The sequence below is a fragment of the Sneathiella sp. genome (genome assembly GCF_036960985.1).
GTDB lineage: Bacteria > Pseudomonadota > Alphaproteobacteria > Sneathiellales > Sneathiellaceae > Sneathiella.
This window is the reverse complement of record NZ_JBALWD010000013.1, coordinates 1-26,925: the sequence shown is the minus strand read 5'-3', so window position 1 is coordinate 26,925 and position 26,925 is coordinate 1. Positions and strand designations below refer to the sequence as shown.

The following is a 26,925-nucleotide window of genomic DNA, read 5'->3' as shown; positions in this document are numbered from 1 at the left end:
TTTAACGTCCCTGACCTACTGCTTCTTGAATCACTATATCCACGCGCCTCGCAAGTGAATATTTCTGATCCTTATCGGTAATTTCTGAAAGTTCGTTAAACCGTGAATCCGCCATACCAAACACCCGGATGGAGTATTCATATCCGGAATTTTTAAGAGCATTTGCAACGGAAAGTGCCCGAGCGACAGAAAGCGCCCAGTTTGTTTTGTATTTTGCTGTCGGTGACGTGATTGGATCAGGATCCGTATGTCCGTATACTTCAACGCGATTCTCAATATGCCGAAGTGTGTTGCCAAGCAAATAGACCGCTTCGATCATGTTACCGGATTCAATTTCTGTTCCCGGCCTAAAAAATTCTGATCCAGAGAGAGAAATGACCAGTCTTTCTTCAGCCTTGAAAATTTCGATATTGGTCAGAAGCGGACTTTGTTGTTTCTTGCCGTTCAATATATGTTCCAGGTAAGCCAAATCAATCGCTTTGGGTTCCCTTATCATTGCCATGTTTTTCTCGGCTGATCCGGTTTTCGTTACGAGATCATTGTCATCGCTGATTTTGTTTCCGAGGGTTTCAGTGATTGTTTGCCACCGGTCAACCTTGATTTCACTCATGGAGAACATCAAAACAAAAAACGCAAGAAGAAGTGCCAAAAGATCCGCCAGTGACGTCATCCAAATTGTGCTCGGCTTATTTGTTTCATTATTATTTGTCAGATAAGGTGTCATTGTAGACCCCCATCAGGTCGGAACTGATAGGTCAATGTGGGCCGCAGGAAGAAGCTAAAATGTACGAGACCAGCATCCCCTTCTTCCAGACCAATCGAAATATTACGAGACGGGACACCTTGAGATCGCAGGTGTTGTGCAAGCTTATCAACACGATTGCTCGCAAGGTCGCTGGCACTGTTCGTACTTGAAGGCAAACGAGGCCCAGAGCCGATCAGAATTTCAACATCTGTCGCAACATTTGAATTACGACGAATAAGAGCTGCCCCGACATCTGTCAGAAATTCATCTTTGAGATCGCGAAGTTCAAGGCCGCCGCTTTTAAATAATTTTCCAAGCGGAACGCTGAATTGAAGCCGCGTGCCGCCGTCCGTCACTCTTGAATCGACAAGAGGCACTGCGGTTTCAAAAACGTTACGAAGCTTTGCATGGAATTGTTGGGTGCCTTGCTCTTCGCCAGACAAGGTTTTTTGCTTCTCTGCCGGTATATCCTTCGAAAGTCCTTTAAAAGCAATATTGACGCTTCCAAGAACGGAACGGACCCGTTCCTCTTGCGGTACTGAAATCGAATGCAGGAAAATAAAGAAAGCCAAAAGCAATAGATAAAGTGAAACAAAAATCACGGCAGTGCCACTACCAGCTTGTGGGGTGTCTTGAGGCGGCACATAGCTGCCTAGTTCCAATTCATTATTTTGCTCGAAAACAGACACGTTGTAAAATCTCTCACCCATATTTGATTCAGAAATTCTTTTCTCAATCACAGCTGGGCAAATTTTACCGGCTAATGGTTAATCAGCCGTAAATTTTTAAAATACAAAGGATTTTTCTTGTGGCTCGTATATTGTCAGCTTTTCTTACCAGAAACGCTGGGCAATTGACGTCGTGTCGCGAGTTCAACTGTCAGTTTATTGGCGCGCTGACTATTCATAGACGCTAGTATTGTCGCCATTTTTGCTTCTTTTATCCGGCTCGCGACGTTAATGAGAATTTCCATTTCGAGACTATTAAAAATACGTGCGGCGTCTTTCGGTTTCATTTTCTCGTAGATTTTAACAAGGCTAGCAAGCTGGGTCTTTTCTTGATCATCGTGAAGCTGCAATAATTTGTTAAGAGTAGCTTCCATATCTTTGAGTTTACTGATTTTATCGTCAATTCGGGCTTCTGTAGCTTTCAACAGATTATCACGCATATCAAGCTCTTGATTACGGCGATTCAACTCCGACCGTCGCTCTACGAGACGTTCCAGAACTTCAATTTCACTATCGGAATACTGCGTCTCCTGGACTGCAGGAGCCGGCATAACGGGTTTTACTTCCGCGACGATAGCTTCAGGCTCAAGTGCATTTTCCGCGGAGGTTTCACTATCATCGGTGACGGCGGGTTCTAGGGCAGCTTTGTTTTGTTCTTCGGCGACGGCATTATTAACAAGAAATACCTGAGCATCTGTCCAGACAGTACTCAACTTTAATCCAAAAATCAGGACAAGTGCGAAGACCATCACTGGGAGAATGCGAATGTTTTTAGTCATATCTGTGAGGTGCCCTATGTCGCTTTTGTCAGCATTTCAAAAAGTTCTTTTTCCGCTTCTGTGCGAAATTTCTTTGGTTTTTCTGGCTCTATCGTAGCGATCTCATCATTCTCCGCGTAGAGGCCAGCAGGATCATTGTCGTACACGCCGCTAATGGAAGGTTTTGCAATTATTTCAACGTTTTGTTGTAACCGGTCTGCTATCCGTGTGCTTGAGGCGTTTATTAGCTGAAGTTCCTCAATCAATTCTTTAGCCTGAGTTATTTCCGCCTGAAATTCCTTGCTTGCCTTTTGGGCAACAGTTTTAAGCTCTTCAACACCAAGCTTTGATTTTTCGATGGTTTTATCGAACTCAATTGACAGCTGTCTTAAATCGTCCTGGGCATCTCGCATGGTCGAAAGACGCCTATTTAGAACAGCGCAGTACCCGATCGTCGCCATGAGCAGGCCAACTAGAAAAACATCCAACAAAAAATCCAGCGAAATAAAATCCAGCATTGATTTACCCCATTACTCGAAGAGATTTATCGACGCGTACAGCGATGTTATGTCCTGATCTGCCCATTTTTCCGGAAGCCATTGAAATACCTCCGCATTTTAAGGTCGTCGGACTATCTGGGGAGGCATTGAACATTATCGTATCGCCCACATCCATTGCCAAAACTTCGTTTAATGACATCTCTTTTTGATCCAAGACGGCTTGTATATCCACATCTGTCGACCAAAGTTCTGTCGCCAAATGGTTTTCCCAAATACTATCGCGACCAAATTTTTCACCCATGAACATCTGCAGTAAAAGTTCACGAACGGGCTCTAATGTTGCATACGGTAATAACAACTCAATGCGACCACCGCGGTCTTCCATATCAATTCGCAGCTTAATTAAAATCGCTGCATTGGCGGGGCGCGCAATTGTCGCGAACCGGGGATTAGTTTCAATGCGTTCATGCATGAAATTGACTGGGCTGAGAGGTTCAAACGCCGCTGACATGTCACTTAGAACAACAGATACCATCCGTTCAACCAGATTGCGTTCAATGGTCGTGTAAGGACGCCCTTCAATGCGCATTGCTGCCGTACCACGTCGGCCACCGAGCAAAACGTCAACAATGGAGTAGATCAGCGAACTTTCCACCATGATGAGACCATAATTGTCCCATTCGTCCGCCCGAAAGACACTGAGTATAGCGGGTAACGGTATAGAATTGAGATAATCGCCAAATCGAATTGATGTAATCGTATCAAGACTGACTTCGACATTATCGGAGGTGAAATTACGAAGCGATGTTGTCATCATCCGGACCAGACGATCAAAGACAACTTCGAGCATGGGAAGTCGTTCATAATTGACCAAAGCAGAATTGATGATGGCTTTTATGCCCGAATTTTCGCCGCTGCCATCATTATCCATGTCGAAGCCAAGGAGACTATCAATCTCGTCCTGGTTAAGAACGCGGGTCGACTGACTACTGGTGGCTTCTGCTATGCTTGCTCCTTCCGGTTCATCACCGTCCGGATCCATTGCCGCTGCCATGTCCATTTCATCGTCGGCTTCCATTGCCGCCGCCATATCCATTTCATCGTCGGCTTCCATTGCAGCCGCCATATCCATTTCGTCGTCTTGATCAGCCATCGAGCTTCCTATTGCACTAGCATTTCTTTGAATAAAACGTCATTGACCTTGATGGGGCCCACTGAAGCATTGATCCGCATCAGGAGCTCTTCTTTCAGCCGGTAAATTCCAGCAGATCCACTCAAATCCTCTTTACGAAGTTCTCGCAGGTACACCTGGAAATTATCCATGACCCGTGGGATGAGCAATTCAAGATCTGCGACGGCAGTTTCATCTTCAAGTTCCAGAGAAACACCAAGTTTCAAGAAACTGTTCGCGGCAGTACCTGTATTCAGATTGACCAACATTTCGGGTAAATCGTAAAAGACGACCTGCTTGTTCTTTTCTGCAGCTTCCGCCGCTATTTCTTCTTCCGTCGGACCGGGGCTATCAAACAAGCCTGCAAAATATGCCCCGCCTGCGCCGCCTCCAATTACTAAGATTGGCAAAAGAATAAACAGAACCAGAACTTTTCCGCTTAATTTCTTTTTCTTTTTTTGACCCGACTCGCCATCTTCTTCTTCAAGATCCGCGTCGAGTTCACCATCTTCTGTTTCATCTACCATTGAACGCCTCACCCTTTCGACGGTCGTATCGTTCCATTTCTTATGAAACAGATTAGGAGAACTTGGTTAACAAGAAGTTGACAACGGCCCTATCTCTTTAAATAAGCTGATTTTTTTACGAATAGTTTCAGGGCCACCTCGATTTCCTGTCTTGAAATAGGAAATTTTTGCCGACTATTTCTGGCAATCGCCCTCATTTCGGCCGCCTAGAATTTCCTAAAATTTCGTAACCGATTGTTTTTAAACGATATTATTTTTGGCACGGGATCTGCAGCTATGAGGTCAGTTCAATTTGTGCCAGAAGGGCAGAAAAATGGAAAATGCAGTTTTTATAGGTTTATCACAGCAAATGGCGCTGAAACGGCAGTTAGATATTACCGCCAACAACCTCGCCAATGTGAATACAACGGCGTTCAAAAGCGAACATCCGTTGTTTGAAGAGTTTCTTGTCGATAATTTTGACAACCCAGATATGTCTTTCGTACATGATTACGGAAGTTATCGTAACTTACGTGATGGCGAGATGACTCATACAGGACGGCCACTTGATGTCGCCATCGCTGGCGAAGGTTATTTCACCATTGAAAGTGAACAAGGCGTACGGTTTACAAGAAACGGCAGCTTCCGGCTCGATTCTGATGGGAATATTGTCACTATCAATGGCGAGCAGCTCCTGGATGAAACAGGCCGCAGCATTACTGTCAGCCTACAATTTCAAGATGTCTCCTTTGCACCGGATGGTACGGTAACAACCGGCGAAGGCCAGACGCAAAAAATTGAGTTAGTTCGATTTGCCAACCCTCAGGTACTCAAACAAGTCGGTGACGGCTTGTATGACGCTGACGGCGCTGATCCTGAACCTGCCGTCGATGCGAAAGCCATGCACAAGATGCTGGAAAAATCAAACGTTCAACCCATTCTTGAGATGACTGCAATGATTGACATCATGCGCGCCTATCAATCCGCACAGAAGCTGATTGACTCCGAGCATGATATGCAAATGCAAGCCATCCAAGACATGCCAACAGTACAATAAAGAAGGAATAGAATAATGCGTGCACTCGGAATTGCCGCCACTGGAATGTTGGCTCAGCAACTCAATGTCGATGTTATCTCAAACAACATCGCCAATATGACGACCACTGGTTTTAAGCGCCAACGCGCTGAATTTCAGGACTTACTTTATCAGGACATGGAACGCGCAGGCGCGGCGTCCTCTGATGCGGGTACAATTGTACCGGCAGGTATCCAAATCGGTGTTGGTGTGAAAACGGCTTCGGTTTACCGGATTACGGATCAGGGCGGCTTAGAAGCAACCGGAAATACATATGATATGGCCATACAGGGCAAAGGTTACTTCCGGGTCCTTCTGCCGAGCGGCGACGAGGCTTACAGCCGGGCTGGCTCTTTCCAACTTAGCCCTGATGGTGAATTGGTAACTCAAGATGGCTTTTCCGTGATCCCCACTGTCACCATCCCGCAAGACGCCGTTAGTGTCACAATCAATGCCAGCGGTGAAGTTGAAGTTCAGATCGACGGCCAAACGAACCTACAGACAGTTGGACAGCTGGATCTCGCGATTTTCTTCAATGAAGGCGGCCTGCAGCCCTTGGGCGACAGTCTGTATAAAGAAAGTACCGCTTCTGGCGCGCCAACAATAGGTGTCGCCGGCTCTATCGGTTTTGGAACATTGCGCCAAGGTTACCTGGAAATGTCGAACGTCAATGCCGTTCAGGAAATCACTTCATTGATTAGCGCCCAACGGGCTTATGAAATGAACTCAAAAACAATTACTGCAGCGGATGAAATGATGTCCGTCACTAACCAGCTCGGTGGTTAATCCTTTCTAGAATAGAAGAGACTGATATGAAATATTTTTTAACAACGATAACTTTGGTTTTTGCACTCTTTGCGCCGATATCGGCACAAAGCGCGGATATCACCTTGCGCCCACAAATCACTGTCGAAGGCGATACCATCACTTTTGGTGATCTGTTTGACGGCGCAGGAGACAAGGCCGACCAAACTGTCGCACCGGCCCCTGCCCCCGGAAAATCGAAAGTCTTCAAGGCTATGTCAGTGGCAAATTTTGCCCGCTCGCATGGGTTGACCTGGCGTCCATCAACACCGATCCGGAGAATTAAAGTTCGCCGCCTCGGCGTAACCATTCGTCACGAGAATATTTCAGACGAAATCCGCACTGCTATTGAGTATGAACTTGGTGCGGAGCTTTTTGAAATGGATTTGGCCTCGCAACATACAAGTATCAAGGTTGGCACCGATCAAGATCCATCTGTTTCTGTTGAGAACCTGTATTTCAACAAGCAAAGTGGTCAATTTACAGCTGAGTTACTGGCCCCTGCGCACGATCAAAATGGACATCGGTTTAAACTCGGCGGTAAAGTTCATAAGCAGATGATGATACCGGTACTGAAGCAATTTATACCCAGTGGCCGTGAAATTTTTGAAGACGACATAGAATTCAAAGCCGAACGTTTATCAAAAGTGGGCCGGAACATCATCACGGACGCCGCCTTACTGATCGGGAAAAGCCCTCGCCGCTCCATTCGACCTGGTATGGCCGTAAGCCAGAACAATCTTGGGGATCCGGTTACAGTTGAAAAAGGAAAACTCGTTGCCGTAATATTGGAAAGCAACGGTATGTATCTCTCTATCTCTGGACGGACAATGGAAGCTGGCGGTACCGGTGATGTAATCCGCGTCGAAAACATCAACAGCCGAAAAATCATACAGGCTGAAGTGGTCTCTTCGCAAAAAGTCCGAATTGTCGGAAACCCTGACCAACTCGCTTCTTTACGCTAGCAGAAAAATCAAGGATCAGAAAATGACCCATATTATCGATATCACAACCCGCGTTTCACTTATTCTTCTGCTTGCAACTGTTCTTGCAGGGTGCAACTTCTTTGATCGTCTCGCTAATGTCGGAAGTGAACCCCCATTGACGGAAATCGTCAATCCTGTAATACAAAAAGGATATCAACCTGTCTCCATGCCGATGCCACGGCCACAACCCGTTATTCAGCAAGCTAACTCACTGTGGCGTCCGGGGTCGAAAGCTTTCTTCAAAGATCAACGGGCCAGTCAGGTAGGTGACATTGTCACCGTCCTAGTCGAAATTGATGACGATGCTTCCCTCAATAATTCAACAGATACTTCACGCGTCTCCAATGAAGAAGCAGGTTTTACCGGATTTTTAGGACTTGAATCACAAATAACAAAGGTGCTGCCGGAAGGAACAACATCTGATGGCCTGATCGATCTTGGTAGTGATAGTTCCGTTAGTGGTTCTGGCACGGTCGATCGGAACGAAAAAATCAATATGGAAATTGCCGCCATCGTCACACAGATCTTACCAAATGGGAATCTGGTTATTATTGGCCGGCAGGAAGTGCGGGTAAATTTTGAAAGCCGCGATTTATCAGTGACTGGTGTTGTTCGGCCAGAAGACATTACGTCTTCGAATACAATTGAATCTGCAAAAATTGCAGAAGCGCGCATCGCTTATGGTGGCCGCGGTCATCTAACGGATGTCCAGCAAGGTCGCTATGGACAGCAACTGTTCGACATTATCTTCCCTTGGTAGGGAACGACAGTCAAAGAAAAAGCCGGTCTCCGAAAGGGCCGGCTTTTTTTTCGCTTAATCGTCGCGATATACTTTTTCCCGTCGCTCGTGGCGCTCTTGTGCTTCCAGGCTCAACGTGGCTACTGGGCGCGCTTCCAACCTTTTCAGAGCTATAGGTTCGCCAGTTTCATCACAATAGCCATACAAGCCATCATCAATACGCCGCAAAGCAGCATCAATCTTGCCAATGAGTTTCCGTTGCCGGTCGCGCGTCCTTAATTCCAGAGCCCGTTCGGATTCGGTGGAGGCACGATCAGCAATATCGGGCTCCTTAATAGTTTCTTCTTGAAGGTTAGCAATGGTCTGGCTGGCATCCGCCAATATTTCATTTCGCCACCTCAGGAGTTTTTCACGGAAATACTCCTGCTGCCTGGTGTTCATAAATGGCTCGTCTTCAGACGGTCTATACTCATCGGGAATTTGAACGTTCATTACGCAACTCCGGCTCCTAAACATCAAAAATAGCTCAAGTTAGCGGCCATAATTATAAGATTGCTCTTCCATTAGCAACATCCTATTCAATGAAATTTATGTTATTTATGAGAAATAGGCAGGATTAAAGGCCCAGAAGTAAGATAATTGAGTATTAGTAACCGAATTTTGCCAATTCAACGGCTGCGCGTACTTCAATATCTTTAACGATTTCCGCCAATTTCGGGTCAGATTCCGAAATATTGTAGGAGGCCAACGTGTCTTTCAGCTGCATCAATTTTTCCGGCGAAACTTTTCCCATCAACAAACCGTGACGAATTTCGTCTAGTTTTTCGAGCAAGTTCTCTCCTTTTTCGAGAGTTTTCTCGTTCTGTTCAGTCGAATCACTTATACCCTGAAGCGCCATAATGGCGTCAATTGACCCGATTGGAGACGCCGAAGGAACACCGGAAGCTGTTGCCGATTCTACTTCTTCTTCAGGCACTGAAAATTTAGCACCGGATTTGGAGGCTGATTTGCCGCCTTTGGCACCAGCCGTCGAATTCGTTTTCCCTGGTCCGCCAACTCTCATAGTTCAATCCAAATAGCCGGAACCGACAATGTCAACAATACAGAGTATTCTGCACCCCTACTATAATTAAAGGTCATTCTTTCCGGGTCAAGCGGAACAATTTGCCGCCCGCAGGGCCAAACACCTCTGAATAGATATTTTTCTATTTATTTTCAATGGGTTATGGGACAATTTTTTTGGCACACTTTTCGCATCTAAAAAGACAGAATATAATATTTTATGGTCTTTAGACGGAAAAGAGTATGACTTTGAAATTGGTCCAACAAATTGCGAAGCAATTAATTCCCACAAAACGTGTGGTATCCTCGTTTATTATGGCGATGGCTCTCCTCGTTTGGACTGTTGAAACCGCGCAAACCGCCTCTCGGGTCAAGGATATCGCAGAATTCGAGGGTATTCGCGACAATATACTTGTCGGATATGGATTGGTTGTTGGTCTCAACGGGACAGGAGACTCGTTATCTAACTCACCGTTTACAGAGCAAAGCTTAGAATCAATGCTGGAACGCCTCGGTGTGAATACCAGCGGTGAAACTCTCAACACAGATAATGTCGCCGCCGTCATTGTGACTGCGACCCTGCCTCCCTTTCAACGCCAAGGTACAAAAATTGATATCGTCGTCAGTTCTCTTGGCGATGCAGAAGATCTCACAGGCGGTATGTTGATTGTCACGCCGTTATTGGCCGCAGATGGTGAAGTTTATGCCGTTGCACAAGGAACGGTAACTGTTGCGGGTTACACAGCCGGCGGCGAAGCAGAAACAATTACAAAAGGTGTCCCCACGACAGCTCGAATTGCCAATGGTGCGATTGTTGAGCGGGAACTTGGATTCGATCTAGCAGCGCTTACTAGTCTCCGTATCTCCCTACGTAATCCTGATTTGACGACTTCCCGCCGGATCGCTCAGGCCGTAAATAAATATATCGGAAATTCTATTGCAGAATCTGCAGACCCATCGACGGTTGTTCTTAATCTTGAAGGTAGCAATCGCGATAACATGGTAGATTTGTTGACGGATATCGAACAGTTGATGGTTGATCCAGATCAGATCGCGCGTGTCGTGATCGATGAACAATCTGGTATCATCGTCATCGGCAAGGAAGTTAAAGTTGACACGGTCGCAATCGCACAAGGGAACCTGACGGTCCGCATTACGGAAACGCCACAAGTCTCCCAACCTGGCCCCTTCTCTGAAAATGGTGAAACCGTTGTCGTTGACCGAACAGATATCGAAGTTTCTGAAGACGATGATAAGAAGCTTACAGTCTTGAACAAGGGTGTCAGTCTTCAAGACCTGGTAGATGGATTAAACGCACTTGGTATCGGTCCCAGGGATATGATTTCCATTTTGCAGGCCATAAAGGCCGCTGGTGCTCTCCAAGCAGAAATCGAGTTAATGTAATGATGAATATACAATCGACACTACCAAATATCCTGTCTCAACAGGAAGCCCCTTCTCTCAGTGGTGCCGGTAAAAATGAAGAGCGTGCACGCGAAGCGGCGCAGGAATTTGAGGCCTTTTTTCTCAGCCAGTTTCTTAACAGCATGACCGCTGGTATAGAAACCGACGAGACATTTGGCGGCGGAGAAGCCGAGAAAATGTTCAAGTCAATGCTGAATGACGAGTACTCCAAATCCATGAGCCGTCAGAATGGCGTTGGAATCGCGGATGCCGTTTATAGAGAAATCCTCGCAATGCAGGAGATTTAATAGATGGATCATATAAATACATCCGGACCAAGATTATTGACACCCAGCGAACTGCTTAAAGTGATCATGCGACTTCGCGAGATTCTAGAGGAAGAAAATATTCTTCTCGAGGAAAATAAGCCTGAAGCCTTCTCAGAAAATCTTGGAGAAAAGACCCGGCTTGTGGGGCAATATAATCAACAAATGACGCTAATTAAAAATGATCCAGCGCTGTATCGTGCATTTCCAAAAGCAGAGATTGATTTACTAAAAGTAGCTAGTGAAGCGTTCTATCAAGTTCTTGACGCACATTTTCGGAAACTTTCAACTGTCAAAACAGTCACAGAAGGACTTGTCAAATCAGTAGCCGATGAAGTCGCTAAAAAGAAATCCCCACAAAAGGGGTATACTGCCCATGCCGCGTTCGCCACATCATCTGCGCAGAAAAACTCGCAAATCCGTAATGGCGCAATAGCCATCAATCAAGTGATTTAATAGATGGGCTGGTTGGTAGTGTCGCTACTAGGCTTCGCTATTAACAGCCAGCCCTTGTAATTCCCGATAGTACGCGACACGGCGTAAAACATAATCTCCGGGAAATTGTTTCAATACTTCCTGAGTCTCAAAATCGACAAGGCGATAGACATAGCGACCGCTGGTCGCATCCATATCTATTGAAAACCGTCCTTTTGGAAAATTTGCATCCTCAAAAAACGGACCAATGGTTTGTTCCGCGCGCTTGACCGGGTCGACGACCTGGACGGACGCATTGGGAATACTGGTCATTTCACTAGAAGTGGTTTTTCCACCTTTGGGTTTTGGCAGATTAATTTCTGACTTTACCAACGTGGCGTTCAATTGTGTTTTCGAAATTGGGGTCACGTCCATAGCGCAACTCCTTACTTAAATAGTCTTGTTACAAATATGTAAATTGCTCAATTTAATGCGATGAGCCTAATTCAGATTGATTAACAAATACTTAAGAAAGGCAGGTTCAGATAGCGCCAACCGGAGATCAGTTCAGGACAAAAAAACGGGCTTCCAAAAAAGGAAACCCGTTATCTTCATATGTATGAAAGGTTATTGAGCGCCGTATTGAATATAATCTGTCCAGATACGTTCTATCTGACGCAATGACTTCCGTGTCGCTTCAATATCAGGCGATGGGTTCGAACGATTCAACAATTCAGACTGCTTCACTTCTGATTCAGCCATCTTGGACACCAATTCCAATCCTTTTTCTGAAAGACGGATCATGGTAGCTCGACGATCACGTTCAGATTTTTCCTGGACCAGATATCCCATCTCAACCAGCTTCTTCAAATTATAAGATGCGTTGGATCCTTGATAATACCCACGTGACATTAGTTCGCGGACGTTGATTTCCTCGTCGCCAATATTGGCAAGCAACAGGGCTTGAACGGCATTGATGTCCGTTATGTCCATTAAATTCAATTCGGTTCTTAATACGTCAAGAAAACGACGATGCAACCGTTCAATCAATCTGGTGAGTTCATGATAGTCTTCAGTCGCAGTTTTTTCATCAATTGCCAACATTGCTGTGTCTCGCATAATTGAAATCCTTAAAAATTCAGGCTCCAGAATGCCTGTACAATATTAAGGAACTGTAAATCTTCTAAAATTCTTTCAATAAAAAAACAATTTTATCCATATTTTAAAAAAAATCTTGGCTTCAAATCAAAATAACAAGGTTAAAGCTCGTACATTTGGATTTGATTAACCATATCTACAAATTCCCAGTGGTTAGAAAAGTATCAAATTTGGTCCAAATTATGTCTTCATTCAGACATATATGTGACAATAAAGCAAACAATTAACAGGAATTTAAGGACAATATGGGAAGTTTCGAGGATTGCTATGCCTTTTAGTCCGTAAATGATTCTATACTCAGCCGAATGGAGTTACTTTGGCCTAATATATTGTACATCTATTTGAATTATATGATTTTTGTCGTTAAGAAGATTCTAACAAGAGCCGCAAGAGGTGTCAGATAACACATGTCACAAGATGAAAATAAAGAGCTGAGTGCGCTAATTGCCCTGTCAAAAGATAGCTCTGCACGTGGCCGCCGCCAGCTTTTCAGCAACATTAGTGATTTGTTCCTCACAGACGACAATCGGTTGAGCGAACGCGAGCATGCACTGGTCACCAGTATCCTCACAAAACTTCTTGCAGAGATTGAAACAACACTCCGGCAAAATCTCGCAGAAGGATTGGCGGAGCTTTCTGACGCCCCTCATGATTTGATCAGTCTTCTGGCGAATGATGAGATAGACGTGGCGCGGCCCATTTTGTTCAAAAGCCATTTGTTAGAAGAACCAGATCTCATTGAAATCATTCAAAACCGGAGCAAAGAACATCTTCTTGTTATCGCCGAACGCGACGACATTAGCCCGACGATTAGCGAATTGTTGATAAACTTTGGCGACGAAGACGTCGTTTCTCATTTAATCGAAAACGGTGATGCGCAGATTTCGCGCGAGAGCATGGAATATCTGGTTGAAGAATCCAAAAGGATCGACCGGTTCCAAGAACCGCTCATCGCCCGCCATGATATCCCAACAGATTTGGCCCATAAAATGTTCTGGTGGGTATCCGCTGCCTTACGTCGTCATATTCTCCAGAATTTTGAAATTGACGAACTTGAACTCAATGAGAAAATTATCGCGGCCGCAAAAGTGGAATATCATTACGATGTTTCCGCCAACAGCAGTCACGCCGACAAACTGGTTGCTGAATTGGTGGCCCGCAACGAACTGACAGATCGATTTCTCGTTCAAACACTTCGCAGTAAACAGATACGTCTTTTCATAACGGGGCTCGCATATAAAGCATCTCTTTCCTATTTGACCATCAGTCGGTTTATCTACGATCCTAATGCTGAAGCGTTAGCGGTAGTTCTCCGCGCATTGGAATTTGATCGCAATGCCTTTTCAGCGGTTTTTCTGCTCACCCGGAATATTTCGGACTCTGGTATGACGAAAAAGATGACTCGCCCGGAAGAAGTTGGGATTATGATGAAATTTTATGATAAACTTTCCGAGAAGAATGCTAAATCAACATTGCGCTCGTGGCAATTGGAAAAAGATTTTGTCGATATTGTCGAGGAACTAGATGAAAATTTAGACGATCAGCGGATCTATTTATGAGCCGCCGGGGGATTGTGGGGATTAGGAAAGGGAACATGCCAATCGCATGTTGAAAACGTAAATGACTGAACTGAGGCAAGGAAGTGTTGTATCGCTTCACTCTGATGTTAAAAACACCAGCGGCTCAGGAATTCCAGCGATGCAAAGCATCGTAAGTCGAGAATTTTTTGATGCAGTTTTCGAACAGGTCCAACCCATGTATATGGCGCGGCCTGACGGAACCGTTATTTATGCGAACACAGGATACAAGGAATATTTCCGTCCTGGCACACATGTCCAACCCGAAGAAGGAAAAGTCACTACCCTTTCCCTCGACCACCTTGAAATTGTTCGACAAATCGCAGAAACAAAAGAAATCGAAACAAGAGTTGTTTCCGTGCGTACCAGCAAGGAAGTAGAACATTTTGTTTCCCGGCATTTTCCCATCTTTGATGAATCTGAACATCTTATCGCTATCTGCGGAAGTTTCTCTAACTCGACAAAACAAGTCAATGCGGAAGCTAAACTTCGACTTGAGAAAAGACGCTTTCTCGATATCACACGGGCTGCGTCAGACTGGATTTGGGAAACCGATGCCGACGGCCGACTGAATTTTGTTTCCGACCGGGTCGTTCAAGCAGTTGGTCTTCCACCTCTGCTGATCAAAGGAAAATATCTATCCGAATTAGGTATTTTCAAACCTGAGGAAAATGGAGGAAACAAGGCGGAGCAAGCCATCGCCAAACATGTGCCCTTTCGCTCCGTACCGCTAGAAATTCAGGACGTAAATGGTGATATTAAAATATTCAATATCTCTGGCGTACCTGTTTTTAGCGAAAAAGGGCGTTTCACGGGATATCGTGGTACAAGTGACGACATAACGGCAAGATTGCTTGCAGAAGATGAGGCTATATCGTCAAAAGCGGACTTGGAGCAGGCAATTAACGAAATCACGAACAAGAATATTCAGCTGGAAGTAACGGCACGAAAAGCTGTTGAATCCGCTAGGGCAAAAAATACATTCTTGGCGAACATGAGCCACGAATTGCGGACACCCCTTAACGCAATTATTGGCTTTGCCGAAGTTATCGGATTGGAAACTTTCGGCCCCATCAGTGACAAATATCGGGAATATGTGGGCGACATCTTGAATTCGGGCAAACATTTGCTGAGCCTGATTGAAGACATTCTTGATATTGCACGGATTGAAAGTGACAAAATTCCGATCGAAATTGTCACAACCCCTCTTGGTGGGATGGTCAGGGATGCGTTGGTTTTAGTGCAAACCCACGCCGAAGAAAAAAACCTGGATCTAACGGAAATCAAGATCGGCAAAAATGTCAACTTGGCTGTAGATCCAACAAGATGTTTGCAAATCCTTGTTAACATAATTGGTAATGCCGTGAAATTCACGCCGCAACGCGGTAAAATTGGCATGGAATGCCGAATTGTTGATGATACTTATGCAGATATTACAATTTGGGATACCGGGCCCGGTATTCCTGAAGAAGATCAGGAAAAAATATTCGAAGCTTTCAAGCAAGCGCATGAAGGCGTTTACAGCCGCGGAACAGACGGTGTAGGCCTAGGTTTAACCTTATCTCTCAAGCTGGCTCAATTGATGGGTGGCAACATCTCCGTTGAAAGCAGTTTATCGACGGGCAGTAGATTTACGGTTCGGCTCCGCCTAGCTGAAGAAATAGCCGATTAAAAGGTTAGCATTAAGGTTTTGGTAACCCTGATTTGACACAATGATGCAAACCTCTTTTAATGCTTGCGGAGCCACCTTAATTGTCAGCGCAAAATCAAGATAATCTGAGCGAAATCAGCAATTTAGTTATACTGGCAAGCGACAAGTCAGTTGAAAAACGCGAATTCCTCTATGAGAAAATAGGCACCTTCCTCGTCAATGAAGGGCAATCCTTCTCCATGTCGGAGAAAAAACTGATGGCAGAAATTATCTGCCAAATCACCGGCGATGTCGAAAAATCTATCCGGTCGCATTTCGCGAAGCAACTATCCCTGAAAGAGGATGTTCCCGTAGAATTAATGTTTTTTCTGGCTAATGACGATATAGAGGTCGCAATACCAATTCTACGAGACTCTGGTTTGTTATCTGAACCAGATTTGCTTAAAATTATCAAACATCGTTCGACACAACACCAGCTGGCTGTGGCGGCGCGCGATAGCATCACCCCAAATGTCTGCCAGGCGATTTATGATATCGGCAAAAATGATGTCACAGTCAAACTTCTCGAAAATCCGACGGCGCAAATAACTCCGGAGTTATTAGTTCACCTTGGAGATCAATCAGAATTTATCCCGGAGTATCAGGCGCCACTTATTAAAAGACCGTTCTTGCCGCAACCTATTGCTGAGAAAATGTATCGCTGGGTTTCCATGGCACTTCGCGAATATATCTCTGAGAATTTTGACGTCGACGCAAAGGTCTTGCAAATTGACGTCGCAGATCGCTTACAAACAATTAATTCTATCTCAACTGAAAGCGACCCATCCGCTAAATTGGTGTCAAAATTACACACTGCTGGTGACTTAACAACGGGCTTCATGATCAAATCTCTACGGCACGGAGAAATAGACTTATTTGAATTGGCGTTCGCTAAATTGCTTGATGTCGATCTCGAAGTATTTCGTGAAATTCTGTATGCCGATAATTCAGAAATCCTGGCTGTTGCTTGCCGCTCTCTTAATCTCGACCGCATTATCTTCAAGACAATCTTTGATCTAACGCTTTCTGTCCGGCGCGAGAAAGATTCTATTTTAACGCCCGGCACTCTAAATGCCCCAATGGATTTTTACGATTTACTTTCTGAAGATGCAGCAAAAAAGGCGTTGATTAACGCCGAATTCATGCAAGGAACACTGAAGTACGCCAGCACCATTTAGGCGACACCCCATCGTGACTTGCAAATCCCCCTGAAAAATATATTCTTTACTTGAGTATCTGACCCTCCATTTATATTGGAATATGGCCGTGATTGACCCTTTCGGGAGAGAAGTAAATTATTTACGAGTGTCTGTAACAGACAGGTGTGATTTTCGGTGCAAATACTGCATGTCTGAAAATATGACCTTTTTGCCGAAGAAAGAGGTTCTGAGCCTAGAAGAACTCGAATTAATTTCTGCCGCGTTTATTCGCAAAGGTGCGCGCAAGATCCGCATCACCGGAGGTGAGCCGTTAGTCAGAAAAGGAATTATGGAACTTTTCAGAAACCTCGGCCTCTACATAAAGAGCGGCGAGCTGGATGAATTGACGCTGACAACCAACGGTAGCCAGTTAAGCAAGTATGCAGACGAGCTGTATGAAGCGGGCGTTCGACGCCTCAATGTATCCCTTGATACGCTGGATCCTTATCAATTTCAGGACATTACCCGCTGGGGCAACTTCGAAAAGGTGATGGCCGGAATTAAGGCAGCGCAAAAAGCAGGCTTGAAAATCAAAATCAATACGGTTGCGGTTAAAGGATTTAACGATCATGAATGTAATGATCTGATCAAATGGGTCGGCGATGAAGGTATGGACATCACTTTTATTGAAACCATGCCCATGGGCGCCATTGATGAACAGCGGTCCGATCAATTCTTGCCGCTATCTGAATTGAAAAAGCAGCTCGCCGAAACCTGGACAATGACACCGTCTGAATATCGGACCGGCGGTCCGTCTGATTACTTTGATGTTGCTGAAACCGGGGGACGCATCGGATTTATAACGCCCCTCACCCATAATTTCTGCGAAAGCTGCAATCGCGTGCGTTTGACCTGCACCGGCATGCTTTATATGTGCCTGGGGCAGAATGACAATGCTGATTTAAAAGCCGTCATTCGCGGCGAGAATGGTTTTTCCGCTTTGGATTCAGCGATTGATGAAGCCATTGGTCGCAAACCCAAAGGTCATGACTTTATTATTGACCGTAATTCGGATGACAAACCTGCTGTAGCCCGACATATGAGCGTCACAGGCGGTTAACGGCGCATGAATATTCACTTTACGGCTAGCGACACTTCGGATGCGCAAGCCGCCTTAAAACGACTAATCCATCTTTATGGGCATTGCCCAATTGACCAGGCTGAAATTATCGTCGCGCTTGGCGGGGACGGATTTATGCTGGAAAGTATGCATACTTTCATGTCCAGAGAACTGCCTATATATGGCATGAACAAGGGCACGATTGGATTTCTACTCAACAACTACAAAGAGGAAGGACTGATCGAACGGCTACAAGCCGGAGAGATCACAAACCTTCATCCGCTCAAAATGACTGCCGTTGATATGCATGGCAAAAAATTCGAAGCGCTTGCCATCAATGAAGTCTCGTTACTGCGGGAAAGCAGGCAGACCGCGAAAATTCAAATATCGATAGACGGCCATGTGAAAGTTGAAGAACTGACCTGTGACGGCGTCCTCGTCGCCACGCCCGCCGGCAGTACTGCTTATAATTATTCTGCCCATGGCCCGATATTACCCGTCAATGCGGGTGCTTTGGCCCTCACACCAATAAGTGCGTTTAGACCTCGGCGATGGCGCGGAGCCATCTTGCCACGAGAAGCGAAAATTGAATTGCGCGTGTTAGAATCAAAAAAACGTCCAGTCAGCGCTGTGGCCGATGCCGTTGAAATTAGAGACGTGTCGACGGTGGTCATCGAAGAGCAACGAAAGACAACCCTACATCTTCTCTTCGATCCAGAGCACAATCTGGAAAGACGCATTCTTGATGAACAGTTTATTCTTTGATCTTCGCCATCAAGGCCGATACAAAATTACCCATAAAATGCGAAGGCTGACATTCAGCGATAGCACCAAGGAGGAAAAACAAACATGACCAATGCTATTGTCGTAACGATTGAGGACGGGATCCAAAAACTAAAAATCAACCGGCCCGAAAAGAAAAATGCGCTAACGCAAGATATGTATGCTGTGCTGGCCAAGTCTTTGCGCGAAGCGGAACAAAACCCTGAGATTCGCGTAAGCCTTATTACAGGAACCGAGGACAGCTATACAAGTGGCAACGATATTATGGATTTTATCCAAAATCCGGCATCAGGAGGTGATGCGCCGGTCGTTCAATTTCTCTATGCCCTCGCTGAAATTCAAAAACCATTAATTGCAGCCGTGAACGGTTTGGCGATTGGAATTGGAACAACGATGCTTTTACATTGTGATCTTGTATATGCGTCGGAAAATGCCAGTTTTGCACTTCCCTTTGTCAATCTGGCCCTCGTGCCTGAAGCCGCTTCAAGCTTTTTGTTGCCGCGAATGCTGGGCCACCAACGGGCGGCAGAGTTACTCTTACTGGGAGAGAATTTTTCGGCGACTGCGGCATTGGACGCCGGTATCGTAAATGCTGTTACGGCATCAGGCCAAGTAGAAGAAACGGCGATGGCAGCTGCACGAAAACTTTCAAAGAAAGCACCGGAAGCGGTTCGGCTGACGAAATCCCTAATGAAAGGCAATGTGGATCAAGTGAAAGCGTCCATGGAAACAGAACTGCAGGCTTTTGGTTCGCGCCTGACATCTCCTGAGGCAATGGAAGCCATGCAAGCTTTTATGGAGCGTCGTTCACCAGATTTCTCAAAATTTTCCTGATTTGTAAACATATAAAGAATGAGCGCATCAAAAATGCTCATTCTTTATACTTTTTCGACTAAGGATCAGCTTCCTTACCCGGCCTAATATACTGAAAAGTAACAGGTTTTCATTTCCTTACAATTTTCTTAATTTTTGATACTGATTGGCGCTAATTCGTAAGCCTCTTTTAATTTTTAATCGGTAATTTTGTTCCAATAGTTAAATCTGGAAAAAGTTGATCGGCTTAGAATTTAGAACGGCAACTTCTCCAGCTAATAAGAACCGTGCAGGAGAGTTGTAATGAAAGTTATCGCCGTCGCATCGCAAAAAGGTGGCTCAGGTAAAACGACACTTGCGGGGCATTTGGCTGTTCAGGCTGAAATGGCTGGACAAGGGCCGGTAGCCCTTGTCGATACAGATCCACAAGGCAGCCTTTCTGAGTGGTGGAACGAGCGCGAGGCGGAAACCCCGTTATTTGCACGGACGACAGTGGAAAGATTAAGTGCTGACATTGGTCGTATGGAACAAATGGGCATTGGTCTTTTGATTGTTGATACGCCACCAGCGATCACCTCTACAATTGCCAACGTCATAGGACTTGCGGATCTCCTGATTATTCCAACTCGCCCCAGCCCTCATGACTTGAGAGCCGTTGGCGCAACTGTTGAACTGGCTGAAGGACTAAATACGCCGCTGATTTTCGTGGTCAATGGGGCAACACCTCGTGCCCGTATTACCAGCGAGGCCGCTATAGCTCTGTCCCAACATGGGACACTCGCTCCTTCTGTCATTCACCAACGTGTTGATTTCGCATCCAGTATGATCGACGGCAGAACAACCATGGAACTCAACCCCTCTTCCAAGTCCAGCGAAGAAATAAGTAAGCTTTGGTCGTACGTCCAGGAACGCATAGCACGTTTATCGCCGACCTACTCGGCGTCCCCGAACCACGGAATGACAGCAACTGCCAGTAATAACGGTGCGATTTACAACTGAGTGTCGGTTTATTCAGGAAAAGAAGAAATACTATGAAAGCAGCATTTTTAACAAGTTCACTTATTGCGCCCAAAGGGAAAGCCTTACCAGCATCTCGTGCGGCGACACCTACGAAGCTGTTAGATGACGAGTCAAATCGCCAGTCAGGTGTTTCCCGAATATATGAGCGGGTCCGAGAATATGCAGATCCCCATGAAGAAAATGGATCAGCGGAAGCTCATGGAAATCTGTCATCGGAAGACGCCATTGTTCTCCATGAGAATGAAACCGTCTCAATCGCCGCGGAAGACGATATTTATGATTTTTCAAAACCTGAAGATGAACCACTATCAGTCTTTACTCGAATTCGGGAACAAGAAGATGATGCAAACGCTTCCGAAGCAATCTCTCCTTTGTTACAAAAGCATACAAGCAGGGCGCCAGTTAGTAGCGATTACAAAGCGCTTTCCAGCCGGAAGCCCGTTGAGCCTTTACCGGTGGAGCAATACACGGAAATTGCCACTGAAGTTTCTAAGCTCACCAAAGACAAACTCGGCCGCATTAGAATATCTGTACGTATGGCACCTAAAGACCATTTGCAGCTGAAACTCATTGCCGCTCATACGCAAATGTCTGCGCAGGCAATTTTCGAAACCGCGTTAGAAGAATATGTATCAAAACACGGATCCAGCATACTTCCGGAATCTTGCGCTTGTGTTTTGGATAAATCGTCTCTTTGATGGAAGTGATAGTCTATGCGTGAAAATATAGCAAAAAAAGAACTAGAAATAGCGGATAACGCGGCTTCTTTGTCAAAAATCAAAGTAAGACGGCCGAAGGATTCTACTAACTCTTCCAAAAAGAAAGCAAAATCCGGGGACATAACTGATCGGCTACAGGTTCTCGCTGAAGAATTGGAAGCCAGCAAACCAGAGATACCAGTGGCGGAGCCGGTTTTTGAGGCTACCGGTTCAGATCTTTTTGAAGCTCCTTCTAATAAAGCGCCGACATCTCCTGCACAGAAAAAACAGGCGAAATCGAAACCGGCCGCCGAAAAGCCTGTTCCAGCCCCGATTTCAAAAGAAACACGTAATGTAGCGCCTAAACCAAAAACGCCTAAGCCTGCAGTAGGGAAAAAGGAAGTAGCTCTATCCCAACCAAAACCGATTATCGGGACAAAGAAACCCGCGACGACGCCACCGAAAAAGCAAGCGCCTCCTGCTGCGTCCGCTGTTCCGCCACGCCGAGCGAACTGGGCGCGGCCAGCATCGGCCCCTGGTTGGCAGAAAAAAGTGCAAACACCGGATATTCTGAGTTATTGGATGGAAATTCGAAACGGGAACCGTTATCCAACCTGGCAAAGTCTCGATACCCAGAAAATTGGGAAATTTTGGCCCAATTGTGTTTTGGTTCACGGTAATCATTCGTCAGGACGGTTACAGTTAGAATCTAGTTTTTCCAATGAGCTACGGCAATCGGCAAAAAGAGCCAACCCTCTGCGTGATTTCACCACGGATATTGATTTCTCGCCAATGGTTGTTGATTGGGTTTTGAGTTTGGCACGCGATGTCGCAAATACCGGAAAACCGGCCCACGGGACCGAGTATTTTCCGTCAGTTTTCGATGAAATACCATTGCGGGTAATTGCCCTGCCGCTCAGCGAAAATCAGATCGATGTCGACCATGTTCTTTGCTATGTGCAAAAACTCAGCTAAAAACTCTAGAGTTTTGTTTTTGCATAATCAGCTATCCTTGCCTTTTGGTCATCTTTAAAACCCACCAGATAGTCATCTGCAAGTTTGAATATCGGCCTTTTCATCAAGGTCGGTAATTCAGCGAGCAATGGTGATTGATCACCAGATTCCAATATCTCTTTTTGAGAATTTTCGAGGTTGCGGTATGTCGTACCACGTTTGTTGATTAGTATGTCAGCATCAATCTTCGATAACCACGCTTTTGCCGTTTCTTGATCAAATCCGTCTTTTCGCAAATCATGGAAATGATGTTGGATACCTTCTTGGCTCAGCCATTTAAGAGCTTTCTTGCACGTATCACAATTTCCAATACCGTAGATTATCATTGCTCTTTTTCCCAATCACTTTTCGGGGCTCAATCATGTACAGCCGCACGTATTAACGGGATCTTAATACTCTCAATGAAAGATAGGAAGGTCCAAGGTTGATCGAAGCTGTTTTTGTCCATTCCACCCTCCCCTCGACGGCAAGAATGGCTTCGATTACTTTCTTCCTTTTACACATCCCCTAAAGAGCCTCGATGTCCCCGCTCTCCTGTGCCGCAAAAAAATCTAGGGCGAAGGAGGCCAACGCTCCTTCCTCAATAGCGGCGCGCATGCCCTTCATTAAATCTTGGTAATATTGCAAATTATGCCATGTCAGGAGTGTTGCACCTAAAATTTCCTTAGCTTTGAAAAGATGGTGCAAGTAAGCGCGAGAATAGCTCTGGCAAGCCGGGCATCCGCATTGCTCATCCAAAGGTCGATCATCATCCGCATGGCGTGCATTTCGTATGTTGACTGTCCCGAACCGGGTAAAGGCCTGTGCATTGCGGCCTGAACGCGTAGGTAGAACACAATCGAACATGTCGATACCACGCATAACAGCGCCTACTAGGTCATCAGGCTTGCCAACTCCCATGAGATAACGCGGCTTGTCAGCTGGCATCTCTGGTGTGGTAAATTCAAGAGTGCTAAACATTGCGGCCTGACCTTCACCGACGGCAAGACCGCCGATAGCATATCCCTCAAACCCGATATCGGTCAAAGCATTCACAGATTCCAATCGCAAATCTTCATAAGTTGAACCCTGCACAATTCCAAAAAGACCATAGCCTTGTCTCGCTTCAAAAGCCTCCGATGACCTCTTCGCCCATCGCATGGATCGCCGCATAGAGGTTGCCGCCGTTTTATGGTCAGCGGGGTATGGCGTACATTCGTCGAACACCATCGTTATGGTTGCATCTAGGTGATTCTGAATTTCCATAGATCGTTCTGGTGTTAGCTCAAAACGTTTGCCGTCGATATGTGATTTAAAGATGACACCGTTCTCGTCTATCTTGCGAAGCTCGTTTAAAGACATCACCTGAAAGCCACCAGAATCAGTTAGGATCGGCCGCTCCCAATTCATGAATTTATGCAATCCACCAAGCCGTCCAACGCGCTCAGCACCGGGCCGGAGCATCAAGTGATAAGTATTGCCAAGAAGTATATCGGCACCGGTTTGCCGCACGGCTTCCGGCGTCATGCCTTTTACGGTGGCAGCGGTCCCAACCGGCATAAATGCAGGCGTTCGGATTTCGCCATGTGCCGTTGATATAGTGCCGCGACGTGCAGCCCCATCTGTCGCACTAATTGTAAAATTAAATTTCTTTTCAGTCATGATCCTGGATACAGCAATGAGCAGTCCCCATAAGAGTAAAATCGGTACTCACCCTCAATGGCATGCTGATAGGCATCATGCATTTTCTCCAAGCCAGAAAATGCTGATACCAGCATAAACAGGGTAGATTTAGGTAAGTGGAAATTGGTAATAAGAAGATCAACAGCTTTGAAACGATAGCCTGGAGTAATAAAAATATCAGTTTCACCATCGAAAGGATGTATGCAACCGTCGTTATCACAGGCACTTTCCAGGAGACGAAGGCTCGTCGTGCCGACTGAAACGATCCGTCCGCCAGCAGATTTGCACTTGTTAATCTTCTCAGCAGCCTCGGGGCTAATAATACCTATCTCAGAATGCATCTTATGATCCAATGTATCCTCTACTTTAACAGGTAAGAAAGTACCGGCGCCTACATGTAGGGTCAACGTTACGGTATCTATTCCTTTCGACATAAACTTTGACATCAAATCATCGGTAAAATGCAAGCCAGCTGTGGGTGCGGCGACCGCCCCTTCATCTTTAGCGAAGATTGTCTGGTAATCCGTCAAATCCCGGTCATCAACTGCCCGCAAACTACTGATATAGGGAGGCAACGGTATTTCACCATACACCAACAGTTTCTCCATCAGTTCGGGACCGGAAACCGAAAAGGCTAAAGCCACTTCCCCGCCCCCTCGCTTTTCCGTAACCAATGCGGTAAAATCATCTGAGAAAGTAATAATATCACTGGGTTTCAGCTTTTTTGCAGGTTTAGCGAATGCGTGCCAACTGTCGGCTGAAACATTCTTATGCAGGGTCACTTCAACTTTTGCCCCGCGCCGCATACCGCGCAAGCGTGCCGGAATAACCTTGGTATCGTTAAATACAAGGAGATCCCCAGCCTTCAACAGGTCAGGTAAGTCTGATACCAGATTATCGGTGATACTATCTTCGACGCATAAAAGTTTCGCTGTCTCCCGTGGAATTGCGGGTCGGTCCGCAATCCGCTCAGGTGGCAGATCAAAATCAAAATCATCAACCTTCATGTCTCAAACGCAAACGAACGGCATGCTCGCGCAGACCGTTCGCTCCTTCCAAGGATAAAATTTCCTTACGCGACGTCAGCCGCGACTTTCAAGCTTACAATGTTCTCAGGATCTGCGACGGATCCATTGGACATGCTGTCGCCTTTCTTAATGGCATGGACATGCTCCATTCCTTCAACCACCTGACCCCAAACAGAATATTGATTATCCAGATGAGGTGAGCGGGCCAACATAAGGAAGAACTGGCTATCCGCGCTATCAGGATGACCTGCGCGCGCCATGGAACAAGTACCTTCGACATGGGGCTCTTCTGTAAATTCGGAAGCTAGATTTTGTCCTGAGCCGCCCATTCCGTTTCCGTCAGGACATCCCGTCTGGGCCATAAAACCATCAATTACCCGGTGGAAAACTATTCCATCATAAAATCCAGTACGTGCGAGTTCCTTTATCCGGGCTACATGATTTGGTGCAAGGTCCGGTCGCATTTCGATGACAACACGGCCATTTTTCAATTCAAGGTATAAGGTATTTTCAAGATCACCGGCCATTCTGCCACTCCTGTTTTGCTTGGGTCTGCCCCAATTTTCGTATAATTAAGATCTATTATGTATTTCGGCAACACGTTCTACGATATTTTTCGCAGTTGTTGCTGAAACAAATTTTGTTATATCGCCGTTCAATAAAGCAATTTCTTTCACCAGGCTTGAAGCAATAAATTGATGCTGATCTGAAGCCATCAGAAAAACGGTTTCAATTTCAGAATTCAGTCGTCTATTCATACCAACCATTTGGAATTCATACTCAAAATCCGATACAGCGCGAAGTCCACGGATAATAATTGCGGCCCCAACTTCTTCTGCGAAATGCATAAGCAAATTGTTGAAAGGCTTAACCACAAAATTGGTTCCGGGAAACTCTTCGGTCATTTTTGAGACCATGCTGACCCGTTCTTCTACTGTAAATAACGGGTTCTTCCCTGGATTCATTGCAACGCCAATAACAAGTGTATCAACGAGTTTTGAAGCCCGTTTGATAATATCATAATGGCCCAATGTTATGGGATCAAAAGTGCCGGGGTACAACCCGACCCGATTCTTTGACATGGTCTTTCCTTCTCTGTATTTGCTAATTCTTGATGTTAGCTTTCATCTGTGTCGGGAATAGAATTATTTTCTGATGGTGAAATAGTCGTTTCATCTTCGTCATTACCTTCAACATCATCAGCGCTGTCTTCTTCTGACTTTGCATCCGCCAAAGCCGTTACAGAAACAACTTTCTCACCCTTAGCCGTTTTAAACAACGTCACCCCTTGGGTATTACGTCCAGCAATGCGGATATCAGTAACAGGAGTTCTTATAAGTTTACCACCGTTAGTAACCAGCATAATCTGCTCATCTACCGTGATTGGGAAAGTCGAAATAACATCCCCGTTTCTGCTAGATGTTTCGATATTGATAATTCCCTGCCCACCGCGATTGGTCACACGATATTCATAAGCGTTTGTCCGTTTACCATAGCCATTCACAGTGATAGCCAATAAGACTTCTTCCTGTACAGACAGTTCGGCATAAAGCTCCGGTAATATGTTACCATATTCCTGAACAACACCGTCTTCATTCGCAGAACGGCGTGCTTTCAAATACGCGTCGCGCTGTTCTATCTCAATATCAACGTGATTTAAAATCGACATGCCAATAACACTATCATCTTTGGCAAGTCTCATACCGCGAACGCCGCTGGAATCTCGCCCTTTAAATAAACGAACGTCTGTAGCTCTAAAGCGAATACATTTACCCTGACGTGCGACAAGCAGAACATCGGAAGCTTCTGTACAGATTTTAACACCAATAAGCTGATCATCTTCATCAAGCTTCATCGCGATTTTGCCGTTTGATTTCACGTTCGAGAAATCACTGAGGCGGTTCCGGCGAACATTTCCTTTTGCCGTCGAGAACATGACTTCCAGCTCCGCCCAGCTTTCCTCTTCTTCAGGAAGCGGCATCAAAGTATAAATCACTTCCCCTTC

32 protein-coding genes are annotated in these 26,925 nt (G+C 45.6%); 16 read left to right on the top strand and 16 right to left on the bottom strand.

All coding sequences use genetic code 11. The features are described from left to right. Position 1: 1 nt before the first annotated feature. From V7723_RS09770 to V7723_RS09745, 6 genes are all read right to left on the bottom strand, one after another. A complete protein-coding gene (locus V7723_RS09770; protein ID WP_335684278.1) occupies positions 2-724 on the bottom strand; it encodes an OmpA/MotB family protein in 723 nt (240 codons plus the stop codon). Further along, positions 721-1,455 (bottom strand): hypothetical protein, encoded by a 735-nt coding sequence (locus tag V7723_RS09765; protein ID WP_335684277.1) that lies wholly within the window; start codon positions 1,453-1,455, stop codon positions 721-723. Before V7723_RS09765 ends, V7723_RS09770 begins: the two co-directional genes overlap by 4 nt. Before the next feature lie 113 nt (positions 1,456-1,568). After that, the gene (locus V7723_RS09760) at positions 1,569-2,252 is read right to left on the bottom strand and encodes a MotE family protein (RefSeq protein ID WP_335684276.1); all 684 of its coding nucleotides are present in this window, start codon (positions 2,250-2,252) and stop codon (positions 1,569-1,571) included. Between the two features lie 14 nt (positions 2,253-2,266). Continuing rightward, positions 2,267-2,749, bottom strand: a complete 483-nt coding sequence (locus V7723_RS09755; RefSeq protein WP_335684275.1) for a DUF6468 domain-containing protein — start codon at positions 2,747-2,749, stop codon at positions 2,267-2,269. Positions 2,750-2,753: 4 nt separating this feature from the next. Continuing rightward, a complete protein-coding gene (gene fliM, locus V7723_RS09750; RefSeq protein ID WP_335684274.1) occupies positions 2,754-3,884 on the bottom strand; it encodes a flagellar motor switch protein FliM in 1,131 nt (376 codons plus the stop codon). Positions 3,885-3,892: 8 nt separating this feature from the next. Then, positions 3,893-4,429, bottom strand: a complete 537-nt coding sequence (locus V7723_RS09745; protein WP_335684273.1) for a flagellar basal body-associated FliL family protein — start codon at positions 4,427-4,429, stop codon at positions 3,893-3,895. 313 nt (positions 4,430-4,742) lie between these two features. Here V7723_RS09745 and flgF point away from each other — a divergent pair, with 313 nt between their 5' ends. Genes flgF through flgH form a run of 4 tightly spaced genes read left to right on the top strand, consistent with a single transcriptional unit; the run spans position 4,743 to position 8,033 of the window. Beyond that, positions 4,743-5,465, top strand: a complete 723-nt coding sequence (flgF, locus tag V7723_RS09740; RefSeq protein ID WP_335684272.1) for a flagellar basal-body rod protein FlgF — start codon at positions 4,743-4,745, stop codon at positions 5,463-5,465. A 15-nt stretch (positions 5,466-5,480) separates the two neighbouring features. Further along, the gene (gene flgG / locus V7723_RS09735) at positions 5,481-6,269 is read left to right on the top strand and encodes a flagellar basal-body rod protein FlgG (protein WP_335684271.1); all 789 of its coding nucleotides are present in this window, start codon (positions 5,481-5,483) and stop codon (positions 6,267-6,269) included. Positions 6,270-6,295: 26 nt separating this feature from the next. Further along, positions 6,296-7,252 (top strand): flagellar basal body P-ring formation chaperone FlgA, encoded by a 957-nt coding sequence (flgA, locus tag V7723_RS09730; RefSeq protein WP_335684270.1) that lies wholly within the window; start codon positions 6,296-6,298, stop codon positions 7,250-7,252. 22 nt (positions 7,253-7,274) lie between these two features. Further along, positions 7,275-8,033, top strand: a complete 759-nt coding sequence (gene flgH, locus V7723_RS09725) for a flagellar basal body L-ring protein FlgH (protein WP_335684269.1) — start codon at positions 7,275-7,277, stop codon at positions 8,031-8,033. A gap of 54 nt (positions 8,034-8,087) precedes the next feature. On the opposite strand, the gene dksA is transcribed toward flgH, so the two are convergent. Further along, on the bottom strand, positions 8,088-8,504 hold the full coding sequence (dksA, locus tag V7723_RS09720) for an RNA polymerase-binding protein DksA (RefSeq protein ID WP_335684268.1): 417 nt from the start codon (positions 8,502-8,504) through the stop codon (positions 8,088-8,090). A 154-nt stretch (positions 8,505-8,658) separates the two neighbouring features. After that, the gene (locus V7723_RS09715; protein WP_335684267.1) at positions 8,659-9,075 is read right to left on the bottom strand and encodes a flagellar assembly protein FliX; all 417 of its coding nucleotides are present in this window, start codon (positions 9,073-9,075) and stop codon (positions 8,659-8,661) included. A 242-nt stretch (positions 9,076-9,317) separates the two neighbouring features. Between V7723_RS09715 and V7723_RS09710 the strand changes: the two genes are divergently transcribed. Genes V7723_RS09710 through V7723_RS09700 form a run of 3 tightly spaced genes read left to right on the top strand, consistent with a single transcriptional unit; the run spans position 9,318 to position 11,260 of the window. Continuing rightward, on the top strand, positions 9,318-10,478 hold the full coding sequence (locus V7723_RS09710) for a flagellar basal body P-ring protein FlgI (RefSeq protein WP_335684266.1): 1,161 nt from the start codon (positions 9,318-9,320) through the stop codon (positions 10,476-10,478). Further along, positions 10,478-10,786, top strand: coding sequence for a rod-binding protein (locus V7723_RS09705; RefSeq protein ID WP_335684265.1), 309 nt, complete (start codon positions 10,478-10,480; stop codon positions 10,784-10,786). Before V7723_RS09710 ends, V7723_RS09705 begins: the two co-directional genes overlap by 1 nt. A 3-nt stretch (positions 10,787-10,789) precedes the next feature. Next, the gene (locus V7723_RS09700; RefSeq protein ID WP_335684264.1) at positions 10,790-11,260 is read left to right on the top strand and encodes a hypothetical protein; all 471 of its coding nucleotides are present in this window, start codon (positions 10,790-10,792) and stop codon (positions 11,258-11,260) included. Between the two features lie 27 nt (positions 11,261-11,287). Here V7723_RS09700 and V7723_RS09695 read toward each other — a convergent pair whose 3' ends face one another. Next, positions 11,288-11,653: a flagellar protein FlaG gene (locus tag V7723_RS09695; protein WP_335684263.1), complete on the bottom strand. Its 366-nt coding sequence runs from the start codon at positions 11,651-11,653 to the stop codon at positions 11,288-11,290. A gap of 192 nt (positions 11,654-11,845) precedes the next feature. After that, positions 11,846-12,337: a MarR family winged helix-turn-helix transcriptional regulator gene (locus tag V7723_RS09690; RefSeq protein ID WP_335684262.1), complete on the bottom strand. Its 492-nt coding sequence runs from the start codon at positions 12,335-12,337 to the stop codon at positions 11,846-11,848. 446 nt (positions 12,338-12,783) lie between these two features. Between V7723_RS09690 and V7723_RS09685 the strand changes: the two genes are divergently transcribed. The 9 genes from V7723_RS09685 (at position 12,784) to V7723_RS09645 (ending at position 22,191) form a co-directional block, all read left to right on the top strand. Next, positions 12,784-13,935 (top strand): DUF2336 domain-containing protein, encoded by a 1,152-nt coding sequence (locus tag V7723_RS09685; RefSeq protein ID WP_335684261.1) that lies wholly within the window; start codon positions 12,784-12,786, stop codon positions 13,933-13,935. 61 nt (positions 13,936-13,996) lie between these two features. Further along, complete coding sequence (locus V7723_RS09680; RefSeq protein WP_335684260.1) at positions 13,997-15,625, top strand: PAS domain-containing sensor histidine kinase; 1,629 nt, start codon at positions 13,997-13,999, stop codon at positions 15,623-15,625. 80 nt (positions 15,626-15,705) lie between these two features. After that, positions 15,706-16,821, top strand: a complete 1,116-nt coding sequence (locus V7723_RS09675) for a DUF2336 domain-containing protein (protein ID WP_335684259.1) — start codon at positions 15,706-15,708, stop codon at positions 16,819-16,821. 82 nt (positions 16,822-16,903) lie between these two features. Next, complete coding sequence (gene moaA, locus V7723_RS09670) at positions 16,904-17,902, top strand: GTP 3',8-cyclase MoaA (protein ID WP_335684258.1); 999 nt, start codon at positions 16,904-16,906, stop codon at positions 17,900-17,902. 6 nt (positions 17,903-17,908) lie between these two features. Next, the gene (locus V7723_RS09665) at positions 17,909-18,667 is read left to right on the top strand and encodes an NAD kinase (RefSeq protein ID WP_335684257.1); all 759 of its coding nucleotides are present in this window, start codon (positions 17,909-17,911) and stop codon (positions 18,665-18,667) included. A gap of 84 nt (positions 18,668-18,751) precedes the next feature. Then, entirely contained in the window at positions 18,752-19,519 is a 768-nt protein-coding gene (locus V7723_RS09660) for an enoyl-CoA hydratase (protein WP_335684256.1), read from the top strand. A 282-nt stretch (positions 19,520-19,801) separates the two neighbouring features. Beyond that, positions 19,802-20,497, top strand: a complete 696-nt coding sequence (locus tag V7723_RS09655) for a ParA family protein (protein WP_335684255.1) — start codon at positions 19,802-19,804, stop codon at positions 20,495-20,497. Positions 20,498-20,529: 32 nt separating this feature from the next. Next, positions 20,530-21,216: a hypothetical protein gene (locus V7723_RS09650; RefSeq protein WP_335684254.1), complete on the top strand. Its 687-nt coding sequence runs from the start codon at positions 20,530-20,532 to the stop codon at positions 21,214-21,216. A 15-nt stretch (positions 21,217-21,231) separates the two neighbouring features. Then, entirely contained in the window at positions 21,232-22,191 is a 960-nt protein-coding gene (locus tag V7723_RS09645) for a hypothetical protein (protein WP_335684253.1), read from the top strand. A gap of 5 nt (positions 22,192-22,196) precedes the next feature. Here the strand turns inward: V7723_RS09645 and V7723_RS09640 are convergent, their stop codons facing one another. From V7723_RS09640 to V7723_RS09615, 6 genes are all read right to left on the bottom strand, one after another. Continuing rightward, complete coding sequence (locus tag V7723_RS09640) at positions 22,197-22,556, bottom strand: Spx/MgsR family RNA polymerase-binding regulatory protein (RefSeq protein ID WP_335684252.1); 360 nt, start codon at positions 22,554-22,556, stop codon at positions 22,197-22,199. 181 nt (positions 22,557-22,737) lie between these two features. Beyond that, positions 22,738-23,871 (bottom strand): tRNA guanosine(34) transglycosylase Tgt, encoded by a 1,134-nt coding sequence (gene tgt, locus V7723_RS09635; RefSeq protein ID WP_335684251.1) that lies wholly within the window; start codon positions 23,869-23,871, stop codon positions 22,738-22,740. Then, positions 23,868-24,899 (bottom strand): tRNA preQ1(34) S-adenosylmethionine ribosyltransferase-isomerase QueA, encoded by a 1,032-nt coding sequence (gene queA, locus V7723_RS09630; protein ID WP_335684250.1) that lies wholly within the window; start codon positions 24,897-24,899, stop codon positions 23,868-23,870. The genes tgt and queA overlap by 4 nt, the downstream gene beginning before the upstream one ends. 65 nt (positions 24,900-24,964) lie before the next feature. After that, on the bottom strand, positions 24,965-25,447 hold the full coding sequence (locus tag V7723_RS09625) for a peptidylprolyl isomerase (protein ID WP_335684249.1): 483 nt from the start codon (positions 25,445-25,447) through the stop codon (positions 24,965-24,967). Between the two features lie 45 nt (positions 25,448-25,492). Then, complete coding sequence (coaD, locus tag V7723_RS09620; protein ID WP_335684248.1) at positions 25,493-26,002, bottom strand: pantetheine-phosphate adenylyltransferase; 510 nt, start codon at positions 26,000-26,002, stop codon at positions 25,493-25,495. Positions 26,003-26,037: 35 nt separating this feature from the next. Next, positions 26,038-26,925 (bottom strand): DNA gyrase C-terminal beta-propeller domain-containing protein (locus V7723_RS09615; protein WP_335684247.1); only part of this gene is annotated, 888 nt, incomplete at its 5' end.

What these genes read in the sequence shown, in the direction of transcription:
- V7723_RS09655 (WP_335684255.1), top strand. Translation starts at nt 19,802, where the DNA reads ATGAAAGTTATCGCCGTCGCATCGCAAAAAGGTGGCTCAGGTAAAACG.
- V7723_RS09640 (WP_335684252.1), bottom strand. Translation starts at nt 22,556, where the DNA reads ATGATAATCTACGGTATTGGAAATTGTGATACGTGCAAGAAAGCTCTT.
- V7723_RS09705 (WP_335684265.1), top strand. Translation starts at nt 10,478, where the DNA reads ATGATGAATATACAATCGACACTACCAAATATCCTGTCTCAACAGGAA.
- coaD (WP_335684248.1), bottom strand. Translation starts at nt 26,002, where the DNA reads ATGTCAAAGAATCGGGTCGGGTTGTACCCCGGCACTTTTGATCCCATA.
- V7723_RS09660 (WP_335684256.1), top strand. Translation starts at nt 18,752, where the DNA reads ATGACCAATGCTATTGTCGTAACGATTGAGGACGGGATCCAAAAACTA.
- V7723_RS09665 (WP_335684257.1), top strand. Translation starts at nt 17,909, where the DNA reads ATGAATATTCACTTTACGGCTAGCGACACTTCGGATGCGCAAGCCGCC.
- V7723_RS09770 (WP_335684278.1), bottom strand. Translation starts at nt 724, where the DNA reads ATGACACCTTATCTGACAAATAATAATGAAACAAATAAGCCGAGCACA.
- fliM (WP_335684274.1), bottom strand. Translation starts at nt 3,884, where the DNA reads ATGGCTGATCAAGACGACGAAATGGATATGGCGGCTGCAATGGAAGCC.
- V7723_RS09685 (WP_335684261.1), top strand. Translation starts at nt 12,784, where the DNA reads ATGTCACAAGATGAAAATAAAGAGCTGAGTGCGCTAATTGCCCTGTCA.
- flgH (WP_335684269.1), top strand. Translation starts at nt 7,275, where the DNA reads ATGACCCATATTATCGATATCACAACCCGCGTTTCACTTATTCTTCTG.
- V7723_RS09715 (WP_335684267.1), bottom strand. Translation starts at nt 9,075, where the DNA reads ATGAGAGTTGGCGGACCAGGGAAAACGAATTCGACGGCTGGTGCCAAA.
- V7723_RS09765 (WP_335684277.1), bottom strand. Translation starts at nt 1,455, where the DNA reads ATGGGTGAGAGATTTTACAACGTGTCTGTTTTCGAGCAAAATAATGAA.
- V7723_RS09690 (WP_335684262.1), bottom strand. Translation starts at nt 12,337, where the DNA reads ATGCGAGACACAGCAATGTTGGCAATTGATGAAAAAACTGCGACTGAA.
- V7723_RS09700 (WP_335684264.1), top strand. Translation starts at nt 10,790, where the DNA reads ATGGATCATATAAATACATCCGGACCAAGATTATTGACACCCAGCGAA.
- flgA (WP_335684270.1), top strand. Translation starts at nt 6,296, where the DNA reads ATGAAATATTTTTTAACAACGATAACTTTGGTTTTTGCACTCTTTGCG.
- V7723_RS09645 (WP_335684253.1), top strand. Translation starts at nt 21,232, where the DNA reads ATGCGTGAAAATATAGCAAAAAAAGAACTAGAAATAGCGGATAACGCG.
- V7723_RS09760 (WP_335684276.1), bottom strand. Translation starts at nt 2,252, where the DNA reads ATGACTAAAAACATTCGCATTCTCCCAGTGATGGTCTTCGCACTTGTC.
- V7723_RS09625 (WP_335684249.1), bottom strand. Translation starts at nt 25,447, where the DNA reads ATGGCCGGTGATCTTGAAAATACCTTATACCTTGAATTGAAAAATGGC.
- moaA (WP_335684258.1), top strand. Translation starts at nt 16,904, where the DNA reads ATGGCCGTGATTGACCCTTTCGGGAGAGAAGTAAATTATTTACGAGTG.
- queA (WP_335684250.1), bottom strand. Translation starts at nt 24,899, where the DNA reads ATGAAGGTTGATGATTTTGATTTTGATCTGCCACCTGAGCGGATTGCG.
- flgF (WP_335684272.1), top strand. Translation starts at nt 4,743, where the DNA reads ATGGAAAATGCAGTTTTTATAGGTTTATCACAGCAAATGGCGCTGAAA.
- V7723_RS09710 (WP_335684266.1), top strand. Translation starts at nt 9,318, where the DNA reads ATGACTTTGAAATTGGTCCAACAAATTGCGAAGCAATTAATTCCCACA.
- tgt (WP_335684251.1), bottom strand. Translation starts at nt 23,871, where the DNA reads ATGACTGAAAAGAAATTTAATTTTACAATTAGTGCGACAGATGGGGCT.
- V7723_RS09650 (WP_335684254.1), top strand. Translation starts at nt 20,530, where the DNA reads ATGAAAGCAGCATTTTTAACAAGTTCACTTATTGCGCCCAAAGGGAAA.
- V7723_RS09755 (WP_335684275.1), bottom strand. Translation starts at nt 2,749, where the DNA reads ATGCTGGATTTTATTTCGCTGGATTTTTTGTTGGATGTTTTTCTAGTT.
- flgG (WP_335684271.1), top strand. Translation starts at nt 5,481, where the DNA reads ATGCGTGCACTCGGAATTGCCGCCACTGGAATGTTGGCTCAGCAACTC.
- V7723_RS09680 (WP_335684260.1), top strand. Translation starts at nt 13,997, where the DNA reads ATGACTGAACTGAGGCAAGGAAGTGTTGTATCGCTTCACTCTGATGTT.
- V7723_RS09695 (WP_335684263.1), bottom strand. Translation starts at nt 11,653, where the DNA reads ATGGACGTGACCCCAATTTCGAAAACACAATTGAACGCCACGTTGGTA.
- dksA (WP_335684268.1), bottom strand. Translation starts at nt 8,504, where the DNA reads ATGAACGTTCAAATTCCCGATGAGTATAGACCGTCTGAAGACGAGCCA.
- V7723_RS09745 (WP_335684273.1), bottom strand. Translation starts at nt 4,429, where the DNA reads ATGGTAGATGAAACAGAAGATGGTGAACTCGACGCGGATCTTGAAGAA.